12 protein-coding genes and 1 other annotated feature are annotated in these 12830 nt (G+C 37.3%); all 12 genes read right to left on the reverse strand.

The window, feature by feature from the left end; genetic code table 11:
• Positions 1-181 precede the first annotated feature (181 nt).
• A complete protein-coding gene (gene rplT, locus MHH81_RS14060) occupies positions 182-541 on the reverse strand; it encodes a 50S ribosomal protein L20 (protein WP_340922272.1) in 360 nt (119 codons plus the stop codon).
• A 46-nt stretch (positions 542-587) separates the two neighbouring features.
• Positions 588-788 carry a 50S ribosomal protein L35 gene (rpmI, locus tag MHH81_RS14065; RefSeq protein WP_053588661.1) on the reverse strand — a complete coding sequence of 67 codons (201 nt, stop codon included), beginning with the start codon at positions 786-788 and terminating at the stop codon, positions 588-590.
• 30 nt (positions 789-818) lie between these two features.
• Complete coding sequence (gene infC / locus MHH81_RS14070) at positions 819-1325, reverse strand: translation initiation factor IF-3 (protein ID WP_053588660.1); 507 nt, start codon at positions 1323-1325, stop codon at positions 819-821.
• Between the two features lie 305 nt (positions 1326-1630).
• Positions 1631-3556: a threonine--tRNA ligase gene (gene thrS, locus MHH81_RS14075; RefSeq protein WP_340922276.1), complete on the reverse strand. Its 1926-nt coding sequence runs from the start codon at positions 3554-3556 to the stop codon at positions 1631-1633.
• Positions 3557-3608: 52 nt separating this feature from the next.
• Positions 3609-3840 (reverse strand) — a binding site (T-box leader).
• A 159-nt stretch (positions 3841-3999) separates the two neighbouring features.
• Complete coding sequence (gene dnaI, locus MHH81_RS14080) at positions 4000-4938, reverse strand: primosomal protein DnaI (protein WP_340922278.1); 939 nt, start codon at positions 4936-4938, stop codon at positions 4000-4002.
• Positions 4939-4947: 9 nt separating this feature from the next.
• Positions 4948-6306, reverse strand: coding sequence for a replication initiation and membrane attachment family protein (locus tag MHH81_RS14085; protein WP_340925255.1), 1359 nt, complete (start codon positions 6304-6306; stop codon positions 4948-4950).
• Between the two features lie 27 nt (positions 6307-6333).
• Entirely contained in the window at positions 6334-6798 is a 465-nt protein-coding gene (gene nrdR / locus MHH81_RS14090) for a transcriptional regulator NrdR (RefSeq protein ID WP_340922281.1), read from the reverse strand.
• A gap of 117 nt (positions 6799-6915) precedes the next feature.
• Complete coding sequence (speD, locus tag MHH81_RS14095) at positions 6916-7299, reverse strand: adenosylmethionine decarboxylase (RefSeq protein WP_340922283.1); 384 nt, start codon at positions 7297-7299, stop codon at positions 6916-6918.
• Between the two features lie 199 nt (positions 7300-7498).
• Positions 7499-8503, reverse strand: coding sequence for a glyceraldehyde-3-phosphate dehydrogenase (locus tag MHH81_RS14100; protein WP_340922285.1), 1005 nt, complete (start codon positions 8501-8503; stop codon positions 7499-7501).
• Positions 8504-8624: 121 nt separating this feature from the next.
• Complete coding sequence (gene coaE, locus MHH81_RS14105) at positions 8625-9215, reverse strand: dephospho-CoA kinase (protein ID WP_340922287.1); 591 nt, start codon at positions 9213-9215, stop codon at positions 8625-8627.
• 12 nt (positions 9216-9227) lie between these two features.
• Positions 9228-10100 (reverse strand): DNA-formamidopyrimidine glycosylase, encoded by an 873-nt coding sequence (gene mutM, locus MHH81_RS14110; protein ID WP_340922288.1) that lies wholly within the window; start codon positions 10098-10100, stop codon positions 9228-9230.
• A 12-nt stretch (positions 10101-10112) separates the two neighbouring features.
• Positions 10113-12740, reverse strand: coding sequence for a DNA polymerase I (gene polA, locus MHH81_RS14115; protein WP_340922292.1), 2628 nt, complete (start codon positions 12738-12740; stop codon positions 10113-10115).
• Positions 12741-12830: the final 90 nt, after the last annotated feature.

The raw sequence follows: 12830 nt of genomic DNA on the forward strand, positions 1-12830 counted from the left end.
ATTCGACCTCCTTGAATAAGAAAAGCGTAAGCCCCTATGTCTGCCCCGACAAGCACGACCTTCGACAAGCTTGTGCAGAAGCACAGGCACTGGAGTCTGGACAGTTGCTTTGTAGAAAAGTTATACTTTCTTATTTGCAAAAAAAGGCTGATAGAATCTCTATCAGCCTTTTCATCTATGCTTATTTACTAATTGCTTTTTTTGCTGCATCTGCAAGTTGTGTAAATGCAGAAGCATCATTCACAGCTAGGTCAGCTAACATTTTACGGTTAACTTCGATTTCAGCTACTTTCAATCCGTGCATTAAACGGCTATAAGAAAGTCCGTTCATACGTGCTGCCGCATTGATACGTGTAATCCATAATTTACGGAATTCACGTTTTTTGTTGCGACGGTCACGGTATGCATACATTAAAGATTTCATAACCTGTTGGTTTGCTACTTTATATAATGTATGTTTTGAACCGTAATAACCTTTAGCTAATTTTAAAACTTTTTTACGACGTCTTTTTGTTACTGGTGTGCTTTTTACGCGTGGCATGATTCATTACCTCCTGCTATTCTTTCGAATGATTGAATTTCTTTTATTATTTCATGTAAGTAAGTAAAGTTTTGATACGTTTGTAATCGCCTGAAGAAGCTACTTTAGTTTTACGTAGTTTACGTTTTGCTTTAGTAGATTTGTTTGCGAATAAGTGGCTTCCAAAAGCACGGTCATGTTTTAATTTACCAGTACCTGTCTTTTTGAAACGCTTCGCAGCTCCACGGTGAGTTTTCATTTTCGGCATGTCGAATTCCTCCTAAACAATTGTACTCTATTACTGTTTTTCGTTCTTTGGTGCAAGCACTAAGAACATGCTACGGCCATCCATTTTCGGTTTTGACTCGATTGTGGATACTTCCGTACAAGCTTCTGCAAATCTATCTAAAACTCGTTGACCAATCTCTTTATGAGTGATGGCACGACCTTTAAAGCGAATAGATGCTTTCACTTTATCTCCTTTTTCAAGGAACTTAATCGCGTTTTTCAATTTCGTTTGGAAATCATGTTCATCGATCGTTGGGCTCAAACGAACCTCTTTCATCACGATGATTTTTTGATTTTTACGAACTTCACGATCTTTCTTTTGCTGCTCAAATTTGAATTTACCATAGTCCATGATACGAGCGACCGGTGGCTTGGCTTGAGGAGCCACAAGGACAAGATCCAAATTTACACGACCTGCGATTTCAAGTGCTTCGTTACGTGTTTTTAAACCTAATTGATCACCATTTTGATCAATAACTCGTAGTTCGCGTGCTCGAATGCCATCGTTCACATACATGTCTTTGCTAATAACAATCCACCTCCAGATAGTGTCGCGAATACATGGTTTGAGGCATAAATTCCGTAGAAACGAATTAGCCGTTTTCGATCCAATAAAAAAAGCAGACAGACATAAGTTTTATGTCTGCCCGCCGATATGAGAACATGTAGCAACTACATGTTACAGTCGATCGTGTGCTTACCAGTCAACAACTTAATGTGTCAAGCAGGTGAGAAGCGGGCAGCCTCTTCTTATACCACAAACTTGTATTCAATAACCTTAATAACTATAGCACGTACCTAACAGCATGTCAACTATATTTCTTAATGTTGTACTTCTTGCTGAATACGCGCTAAGAAGTCTTCAAAAGGAATACTCTCTGATTGCTGTTCTCCGTATTTACGTACATTTACATTGCCAGCCTCTAACTCTTTATCTCCGAGTACAAGCATGTATGGAATTTTTTGCATTTGTGCTTCACGAATTTTATAACCAAGTTTCTCTTCGCGGTCGTCCATTTCCACACGTAAACCAGCAGCGACTAGTTTTTCTTCGATTTGTTTTGCATAATCGAAATGTACTTCATTAGATACTGGAATAATTTCGACTTGTACTGGTGCTAACCAAGTTGGGAATGCACCTTTGTATTCTTCAATTAAGAATGCAACAAAACGCTCCATCGTTGAAACTACGCCACGGTGAATAACAACTGGACGATGTTGCTTTCCATCTTCCCCAACGTAAGATAAGTCAAAACGCTCTGGTAATAAGAAGTCAAGTTGTACAGTTGATAAAGTTTCTTCTTTACCAATAGCTGTTTTTACTTGAACGTCTAATTTCGGTCCATAGAACGCTGCTTCGCCTTCCGCTTCAAAATAATCTAAGCCAAGCTCATCCATTGCTTCTTTTAACATGCTTTGCGCCTTTTCCCACATTGCATCATCATCAAAATATTTTTCTGTATCTTGTGGATCACGGTAAGATAGACGGAAAGAGTAATCTTTTAAGTCGAAGTCTTTATATACAGAGATAATTAGCTCTACAACTTTTTGGAATTCAGCTTTAATTTGATCAGGACGTACGAACAGGTGAGCATCATTTAAAGTCATCCCACGTACACGCTGTAAACCTGACACAGCACCTGACATTTCATAGCGATGCATTGTACCTAGCTCTGCAATACGTAGAGGTAGATTACGATAAGAATGCATGCCGTTTTTGAAAATCATCATATGGTGAGGACAGTTCATTGGACGTAATACAAGTGTTTCATTGTCCATTTCCATTGGAGGGAACATGGAATCCTGATAGTGCTCCCAGTGACCTGATGTTTCATAAAGCTCTTTCGAACCAAGAACAGGTGTGTATACATGTTTGTAACCTAGCTTTAACTCTTTGTCTACTATGTAGCGCTCAATTACACGGCGAATTGTCGCACCATTTGGTAGCCATAGTGGTAAACCTTGTCCTACTTTTTGAGAATTCATGAAAAGATCTAATTCTTTCCCAATTTTACGGTGGTCACGCTCTTTTGCTTCTTCTAGCATTTGTAGATGCGCTTGTAGATCTTCTTTTTTGAAGAATGCAGTCCCGTATATACGTTGAAGCATTTTGTTGTCACTGTTTCCGCGCCAGTAGGCACCAGCAATACTTAATAATTTAAATTCTTTTAACTTTCCTGTAGATGGTACATGTACGCCACGACAAAGGTCGAAAAATTCACCTTGTTCGTATATAGAAACTTGTTCTCCTTCTGGAATTGCTTCTAGAAGTTCTACTTTGTATTCATCATCTTTAAATTTATCAAAAGCAACTTGACGTGAAACGTCATGTCTAACAATTTCGATGTTTTCATTAATAATTTTTTTCATTTCTTTTTCGATTAACACTAAATCTTCTGCAGTAATCGGTTCAGGTGAATCAATATCATAATAAAATCCGTTTTCAATAACTGGACCAATTCCTAATTTTACATCTTTAAACAAACGCTTTACAGCTTGTGCAAGTAAGTGAGCTGAACTATGACGAAGAATTTCTAAAGCTTCATCGGATTCTGGTGTAATAATTGCAATGTCGCCATCTTCTGTAATTGGTGTTTTTAAATCAATTAGTTGACCACTTAATTTACCCGCCAAAGCTTTTTTACGTAATCCCGGGCTAATCGATTGAGCTATTTCTTCTGTTGTTGTAGACATCGGAAATTCCTTTACTGCTCCATCTGGGAATTGCAATTTAATAATTTCTGCCATTTTGAACACTCCTCTTAAATAAATGTAAAAAAAACAAAAAACCCCATCCCTAAAAAGGGACGAGGTTCAATCGTGGTTCCACCCTTCTTCTGTCTATCCAAAATAAAAATAGACGAAGCTCTGCATCGGCTAACGGGCCGGTGACCGACAGCTGCTAAATAATTTGTTCACAGCTATTGCTCCAAGGTGGTAAATCGATTGCCGATACTTAAGAAGCTTCCAGCCAAGGCTTCTCTCTCTTAAAAGTCGTACAAACTGATTGTTGTCCTCTTCAACGCATTTACTTATTCTTATGAAAATGATTATACGCCACCAAAAAACCATTTGCAAGTCGTTATTAAGAAAATGGCAAGGCTTATTTACTTCCACTTGAGCGTTTTGGTTCGATTCCGACGAAACGATTGTTCCTGTGCAAGCTTGTCGCTGAAAATTGCTGTATAAAGTTAATTTTCTCTCCAGTTCTTCCCTTTGAGTGAAATAGGAGTTGTTAGGGCACGGATTCTCTCCATTATTCTACCGGCTTTCACCACTTCTTTTTCGCCACGTTGGGTGAACGATAAATGATGCTGCAATTCATCATAATTGAAGTTGGACGACATAAATGTAGGTAATTGCTCCGACATTCTGTAATGAAGGATGGTGCCTAAAATCTCGTCTCTTGTCCAACTCGACATCGTTTCCGCACCTATATCATCTAGCATAAGAACAGGAGCACGCTTTACAAATTCAATTTTTTCAGCAAGTGACTGATCTTGAATTGCTTGTTTCATTTCCCTTAAAAATTCCGGCACGTATACAACTACCGAGTGTATATGTCTAGCTGCCAACTCATTTGCTAATGCTCCTAGCAGATAGGATTTTCCAACCCCAAACTGTCCGTAAATATAGAGCCCTTTTACGGGCAATACATTTGTACTTTCCCACTCGTTTAAAAAGTCTTTTGCAGCGCGAACCGCTACTACACGACTTCCATCCTCTAAATCAACACCAGAAAGACTAGCTTCCATTACTTCTTTTGGCATATGAATGCTATCTATCATAGATGTTACTTTCTTCCGTTCATCCTCAATGACGCCGCGCTTACAGCGTACATATTCTGAATCAATTAAGTTTCGATCCAATACAAGTTTTGGTTCATATCCTTTTAGGTGATTCACGCATTGCTCTAAAGAAGGACAGGACACACAATCATGGGATTGGGACTTATACTCATAGAGTTTACTTAAGCTTCTATCGACAATTTGCTTGGAAATATCGGCAGCATTTTCTTCCAAAAACTTTTGTACTCCTGGATTTTCTAAAACTTCTTTTTTCATGTCATCTAATCTAGAGGTAAATTCCGGTGATATGACTCTTTTTAATGTTTCATTTATTCGTTCCATCTGCGTCACCTACCTTTTCTTGACACCTAGTTCGGCTAGTAGTTTTTGTCGTTCTTCATCTATATTTTGTATTCCATTTGTTTCGTTTCCAGATTGCTTTGTTTCCCCATTTTTTTTGTAAAACCAGTCCGGAACTTTTTCTTCGCGTGTTGGTTTTTTCGCATAGGATTTCTGCTTAGAGCCTTCGTTTTTCCATTTAATATATTGTTCATGTTCATTTCTTGCTAGCTCCATTGCTTGCTTCGCTGTTTTTACATCTTTTCGCATCCAATGGGAAGCAATTTTTTCTGCATAGTTTTTCGTCAGCTTCATATCCGTTCGAAGAAGTACATATTGCAATAAAACATTTACAACACCAATAGGCATTTTATAGTGAGTCACGAAATAATTCGCTAGTTGGACATCCGCAAGAATGGGCTCTTTTCCATTTGCAATATCTTTTAATACAACTGTTGGGGAAGTTGTTTCTAAATAATGTATAAGTTCCTCTTCTTTCGATAAAGGTTGGCTATTTTTCGGAATTGGCTTTACCTGTTGTTCCATTATTTTTTCAATGACTGGTGCAGTTTTGGAAACGGTAAGTTTATAGTAGTCTGCACATGCTTTTTTTAATCTAGCCTCTGAAAGATGTAATTCGTCATCTAAAGCAAGGATAACCACTTTTTGCATTTCAATTGGATTTAAGTTATATAAAAAAGCAAGTTTAGCAATCACTTCTTTTGCTTCAATGGTCATCGCAGATTTTGGTACCAATTGTTCGGATAAACCTTCTTGTAATAAAGCAAAATCGAATTCTTCATAGTAAAAAGGAATAGAAGACTTTCTTTCTTTTGATTCAAATTCATCTGTATGGGAGATAACATTTCCGGTTTTCGTAGACGGTTTAAAAACATCCATAAACGTTCGAGAAACATCTGTAAATCCATTATTCCAATTTGCTTTATGTATATAGCGGTTTCGCAATTGTTTATAAGCATTTTCTCCAATTTTATTCAGCAAAAACATGGACAATAGAGGGTCCTTTAAAAAGGACTCTGCGTCTAAGGGAGCAGCGAGCTCGTAGTAAAAAACACGGCCATCTTCCCCTGACTTTTGCCATGTACGAAGCAATCCTATAGCTTCGAGAGCTATTCTCGCCTGAAAAATCTTACCTATTGAAACACCTAATACATTCATGAGTTGATAATGCGGCCATTGTTCGTTGTTTCTTAATTCTCCATCTGCCCATAATGTTAAATACAGGCTAATGCCTTCAGCTCCAACTAGTGGTTGATAAAATAAAGTTAATAACTGACGATCATAGTCTGAAAAAGAATATGGCAACCGAATCATATACAAATCTGCTGGCTGTAGCTCCTTATATAACATCGACAATTGCGCCTACTCTCCTCTTACTTATAATGATGGATTCTTTTTAAGAATCTCTTTTAGTTCATCAATAAATACATTTATATCTTTAAATTGACGATATACAGATGCAAATCGAACGTAAGCTACCTCATCTATTTCAGCTAGCTTGTCCATCACTTTTTCGCCTACTTCCTCAGACTTCACTTCGGAATTACCCGTTCTTCTTAATTCCTTTTCAATGGAAAACACAACATCTTCTAACTGATCAAGCGCAACTGGTCTTTTTTCGCAGGCACGTATTAATCCACGCAATATTTTTTCACGACTAAACTCTTCTCGTGAGCCATCTTTTTTTACTAATATTAATGGAGTTTCTTCTACCTTTTCAAATGTGGTGAAACGAAACCCACAGTCTTCGCACTCTCTTCTTCTTCTAATCGCCTTGTTGTCATCCACTGGACGAGAATCGACAACTTTTGTCCCATTAAAATGGCAAGCTGGGCATCTCATATAGACCTCTCCTAAATCTTCACGTTAATTTATATATCTATTATAGCAACATTCTTCAATAAAATCGAAAAAGCAGAGGAATCTCTTCCTCTGCTCAATCATTTAGGCTAAAGTTTATTACGCTTGAACTGTCATACGTGATTTAGGTGCATTTACTGGACCCATACCACGAGGCATTTCCAACGTTTCGCGTATTCCAGCATTAAGAGCATCTGCAATATAGTTAGCTGCGATTGATGGATCTAAATCACCACATGTATATACATCAATGCTCGCATAACCGTGCTCTGGAAAGCTGTGAATCGTTAAATGCGATTCGGAAATAATAACGACTCCACTTACACCTTGTGGTGCAAATTTGTGAAACGCAACTTCTCTGACTTCTGCTCCAGATTTCAGTGCAGCATCAACAAATGTTTGCTCGATAAATTGCATATCGTTAAGTTTGTCGAAATCGCACTCCCATAGTTCTGCAATAATGTGACGTCCCATTGTTTCCAATGTCCGTTTCCCCCTTTGATTAGTTTTATTTTGAACATCAAAGTTGACTACCACGGGGGAAAGTTAGTCCTAAGAGGTCCTAACCCTTTAAGTAGTCTGTGTACGTTAAGTAACACGATTCTCATTATATGTTGTTTTAGAAAATTATGCAACATATAATAAATCCTTTTTCTAAAAAAATTAGAAAAAGGATCCACTATTAAAGGCCAGTAGCTACTTTTTTCGTTAAGTCTACGACACGAGCTGAATAACCCCACTCATTATCATACCAAGCGAGAACTTTAACTTTACGATTTCCGATAACCATTGTAGTTAGGCCATCTACAGTTGACGAGTTTGTTGAAGTATTAAAATCGATAGAAACAAGTGGTTCCATCGTCAGACCAAGAATACCTTTCATAGGTCCTTCCGATGCATTCATAAATGCAGCATTCACTTCTTCTACAGTTACATCTTTTTTCAAATCTACTACTAAATCTACTAAAGAGACATTTGGGGTAGGTACACGAAGTGCCATACCATGAATTTTCCCTTGTAGTTCAGGTAAAACCAATGTTAGCGCTTTTGCAGCACCCGTAGAAGTAGGTATAATCGATTGCCCACATGCACGAGCACGTCTTAAATCTTTATGTGGATTATCTAAATTATTTTGATCATTCGTGTAAGCATGAACTGTAGTCATTAGACCGTTCTCAATTCCAAAAGTGTCATTTAACACTTTAGCAACTGGTGCTAAACAGTTAGTCGTACAGCTTGCGTTTGAAATAATATGGTGAATGGCTAAATCTAACTTGTCGTCATTTACACCCATCACAATGGTTGCATCTTCATTTTTGGCAGGAGCAGTAATAATTACTTTTTTCGCACCAGCTTTTAGGTGAAGAGATGCTTTTTCACCATCATTAAATTGACCTGTTGACTCTATTACAATATCAACATTTAAATCTTTCCAAGGTAATTTTCCTGGATCCCGCTCGTTTACAATTTGTACACGTTTTCCATTTATAATAAGTGTATTTTCTTCAATCACTATTTCACCAGAGAAAGTCCCGTGTGTTGAATCGTATTTAATCAAATGCGCTAACGTTTCTAATGGGTATCTTGCATTGATTGCGACAACATTTAAATCCTCTTGTACTATTGCTTGGCGAAACACCATTCGTCCAATACGACCAAAACCATTAATTGCAATTGAAGCTGACATATTTGAAAGTCCTCCTGTAACTGTGTGATACTTTATGTTTTATTGCCATGAATTAGTATAACACATTTTCCGGATTATGCACTCCCAATTGACACATTTTTTTTGTTCTCTTTGTAAGCAATTAGCAGACCCAACTATCTAATATTTTTTTCAACTGTTCTTCTGTAGATTGTAACGTTTCATTATTATAAATCACTGCATCTGCCCCTTTTTCTTTAATCGAAAGCGGTAGTTGAGACTGGATTCTTGCTTTTGCTTCCTCTAATGAATAGTTATTCCTAGCCATTAATCTATGCAACTGTGTTTCCTCTGTCACTGTAACCACGAGAATTTTATCTACATAAGATTGGAGCTTACTTTCAAATAACAAAGGAATATCCATCACAATCGTTGGATGGCCATCTTTTAAAAGTTCTTCTTTTTGACGAATCATTTCCACACGAATTGCGGGGTGTATAATATCATTTAATTGTTTTCGCTTTTGTGGAGTTGAGAAAATGATGGTTCCTAATTTCTCACGGTTAAGTGAACCATCCTCTGAAATGACTTCTTCCCCAAATACTTCCTTAATTGTTTCCAGCGTCTTTGTTCCTTTCTCCACTACAACTCGTGCTACAACATCAGCATCAATAATTGGATAGTTTAACGCTTTTAACATATCCGAAACTGTGCTTTTCCCACTTGCAATACTTCCTGTTAAACCAATAATCATGTGAATCCTCCGTTACCTCTGACATATCCCGCAATAAGTTGAAGTTCGACTAGCAATCGTTTTCTGCTTCGTTTTCGTACCACATATAGGGCAACTCTTTTTACCATACATTTGTAGTCTATTTTGCATATTCCCGGCTTCCCCGTTAATCGACCGATAATCGGAAATGCTACTTCCTCCATGTTCAATACTATCTAATAGGACAAGGACGATTTCATTAAATAACTCTATTCTTCTTTCTTTACTAATACGTTTTACTTTTCTAGCTGGGTGAATTCTCTTATTAAATAACGCTTCTGTTGCGTATATATTTCCACAACCAGAGACAACATGTCCATCCATTATGAATTCTTTGATTGCTTTATTCTCATACTTTGACAAGACGCTCATTTCCAGGAAATGCTCTAATGCACCGTGGTCAAAAGGTTCTGGGGCCATGAGCAATAAAGGAGGGTAATCCGCTTCGTTTTCTAATAAACGAAGCTCTCCGAAACGACGAATATCAGCGTATACGAGCATGTCACCTTCTTCAAAATGAAAGATGACATGTACGTGCCGCTTAAATTTTTCTTCTACTATTTCATGAAGATTTCTTACGTAAAACCAGGCACCAGACATAGCAAGGTGAGAAACGAGTAACTGTGGGATACCGTCTTTAGTTAAATGAAAATAAATATATTTAGAACGCCGCTCAATTCTTTCAATTGTCTTTTGGGGTATCGCTTTTCGAAAAGACTCCACGTCCGCCCCTTTAATAATTGCTTCCTTCCCATTTGCTTTCGAAGTAATAATTGTTTCCGAAACATCTACCGATCGAATTATTTTACCCGTTACAATGGGTTGTAACGAACGAACGAGTCCTTCCACTTCAGGTAATTCAGGCATCTAAAAAACTCCTTATTTCGTATCGTACCAGGATGAACCAAATGCATAATCTACTTTTAATGGAACGATTAACTTAATTGCAGATTCCATTACTTCTGGAACTATTTTTTCAAGTAATGCAATTTCTTCTTGTGGTGCTTCAAAAATTAATTCATCATGCACTTGCAAAAGCATTTTTGTTTGCATATTTTCCTCTTTTAAACGCAAAGCCATGTTAATCATAGCTTTTTTAATAATATCTGCAGCGCTTCCTTGAATAGGTGTATTCATCGCTGTTCGTTCCGCAAAGCTGCGAAGATTAAAGTTAGAGCTTGTTATATCTGGTAAATATCTTCTTCTATTTAAAATCGTCGTAACATACCCTTTATGTTTAGCTTCTTGGACAATTTCATCCATATATCCTTTTACGCCAGGGAAGCTATTTAAATATTGTTCAATAAATGTTGCTGCTTCTTTTCTAGTAATATCCAAGTTCTGAGATAAGCCGTAATCGCTAATCCCATAGACAATTCCGAAGTTAACCGCTTTTGCAGCTCGTCTCATATCCGACGTCACATCTTCTTTTGCTACATGGAATACATCCATTGCCGTTTTGGTATGAATGTCCATATCGTTATTAAATGCTTCCACTAAATTTTTATCTTCGGACATGTGCGCTAGTACGCGTAGTTCGATTTGAGAATAATCCGCTGCAAACATAACCCAACCTGCATGAGAAGGAACGAATGCTTTACGAATCTTTCTCCCCTCTTCTAAACGAACTGGAATATTTTGTAGATTTGGATTTATGGAACTTAAACGACCAGTAGAAGTAAGCGCCTGCTGATAGCGTGTATGAATCTTTCCATCTTGTTCATGTATCTCTTTTAACAATCCTTCAATATAAGTTGAGTTGAGTTTACCTAATTGACGATAGTGAAGAATTTGTTCAATGATTTCATGCTCACTTGCTAACTTTTCTAGAACATCCGCTGCAGTTGAGTAACCAGTTTTCGTTTTCTTTAAAGGTGGCAATCCTAATTTTTCAAATAAAATAACGCCTAGTTGCTTAGGTGAATTAATATTAAATTTTTCTCCTGCTAATGCATAAATATCTTTTTCAATGGATTGCAGCTTTATTTCTAAATCGTGGCCCATTTCCACAAGAATTTGTTTATCTACTTTTACGCCGTCTGATTCCATCGTCCCAAGAATGGAAGCGAGTGGTAATTCGAGTTCTTTATAAAGAGCGTACTGCTCATTCTCTTCTAATTTTTCTTCTAGAATCGGCATTAACTTCCACACCGCTTGCGCTTTTCTTGAGGCGTGTTCTGCAAGCTTGTTCTGTTCAGGAGTTGTCTTTTTCGCGCCTTTTCCATAAATATTTTCATTCGTTAACACATTATAATAGCCAAATTCTTTTGCAATGATAGATACGTCATCAGATGAGATCGACGGATTAACAATATAGGCAGCTAAAAGTAGATCAAATTCAACCCCTTGAATACTAACGTCGTATTTTCTACTTACAGCTTGGGTCGCTTTCGAGTCTGCTAAATACTTCTTCTTGGAATCATCCTCTAGCCACGCACGAAATGCATCTGACTGAAACGCAATAGCTTCAGGAACGAAATATGAATGTTCCCCATCTGATAACGCAATCCCTAATAACTCTGTTGTATGATATTGTTCGTCATACATTTCAAGATGCACGGCCATTTCATCCTGTAAAATAGCAGCATCTATTTGCTCTATTACTTCAAACTTAGTTTCTGTTGTAGTTTGTTCTTCTGCAACATACTCCGATTTTTCAAGAAGTGTTTTAAATGCTAGCTCTTTCCAAATAGTGATCACTTCATCCATATTCGGACCACTGTAAGTTAAATCTTCTAAAGAAACATCGATTGGTGCATTTGTTTCAATCGTCGCCAGAACTTTACTCATTTTCGCTTGCTCTTCATTAGCCGTAAGTTTTTCTTTCAACTTCACTCCACTGACTGTATCTAGTGCTTGATAGAGATTTTCTACAGAACCATGTTCTTTTAATAATTTTATAGCTGTTTTTTCACCAACTCCGGGAACACCTGGAATATTATCAGAGGCATCACCCATTAAACCTTTCATATCAATAATTTGAAGAGGAGTTAAACCATATTTTTCTCCCACGTGAGCAGGCGTATACTTTTCAATATCCGTAATTCCTTTTCTCGTAATGTACACAGTCGTATTGTCCGTTGCTAGTTGCGTTAAATCTTTATCACCAGAAACTACGATTACTTGTTGGCCCTTCGCTTCTGCTTGCTTACAAAGCGTCCCAATAATATCATCTGCTTCGTACATTTCTAACTCATATCTTTTAATGCCATATGCATCGATTAACTTACGAACATACGGAAATTGTTCGGAAAGTTCTGGTGGAGTTTTCTGTCTTCCACCTTTATATTCACCAAAAGTAGAATGTCGGAAAGTTGTTTTACCAGCATCAAATGCAACGAGCATATGAGTAGGATTTTCTTCGTCCATAATTTTTTGAAGCATCAATGTAAAACCATAAACTGCGTTTGTATGTATTCCATGTTCATTTGTTAGTAAAGGTAAAGCAAAAAAAGCTCGATATGCGAGACTATTCCCATCTAATAAAAGAATTTTTTCGGATGACATATATTTCACTCCTTCAATTTGAAATGTGGCATTTTTTACGAAGAGCTATTCTCAGGGACAGCTCCTCGTCTGAATTTATTTATATAAATA

This window comes from Psychrobacillus sp. FSL H8-0484 (assembly GCF_038005325.1).
Taxonomy (GTDB): Bacteria; Bacillota; Bacilli; order Bacillales_A; family Planococcaceae; genus Psychrobacillus.

Bases quoted from the DNA above. Each gene is read 5' to 3' on its own strand.
- rplT (WP_340922272.1), bottom strand. From the start codon at position 541: ATGCCACGCGTAAAAAGCACACCAGTAACAAAAAGACGTCGTAAAAAA.
- rpmI (WP_053588661.1), bottom strand. From the start codon at position 788: ATGCCGAAAATGAAAACTCACCGTGGAGCTGCGAAGCGTTTCAAAAAG.
- infC (WP_053588660.1), bottom strand. From the start codon at position 1,325: ATGTATGTGAACGATGGCATTCGAGCACGCGAACTACGAGTTATTGAT.
- thrS (WP_340922276.1), bottom strand. From the start codon at position 3,556: ATGGCAGAAATTATTAAATTGCAATTCCCAGATGGAGCAGTAAAGGAA.
- dnaI (WP_340922278.1), bottom strand. From the start codon at position 4,938: ATGGAACGAATAAATGAAACATTAAAAAGAGTCATATCACCGGAATTT.
- MHH81_RS14085 (WP_340925255.1), bottom strand. From the start codon at position 6,306: ATGTTATATAAGGAGCTACAGCCAGCAGATTTGTATATGATTCGGTTG.
- nrdR (WP_340922281.1), bottom strand. From the start codon at position 6,798: ATGAGATGCCCAGCTTGCCATTTTAATGGGACAAAAGTTGTCGATTCT.
- MHH81_RS14100 (WP_340922285.1), bottom strand. From the start codon at position 8,503: ATGTCAGCTTCAATTGCAATTAATGGTTTTGGTCGTATTGGACGAATG.
- coaE (WP_340922287.1), bottom strand. From the start codon at position 9,215: ATGATTATTGGTTTAACAGGAAGTATTGCAAGTGGGAAAAGCACAGTT.
- mutM (WP_340922288.1), bottom strand. From the start codon at position 10,100: ATGCCTGAATTACCTGAAGTGGAAGGACTCGTTCGTTCGTTACAACCC.
- polA (WP_340922292.1), bottom strand. From the start codon at position 12,740: ATGTCATCCGAAAAAATTCTTTTATTAGATGGGAATAGTCTCGCATAT.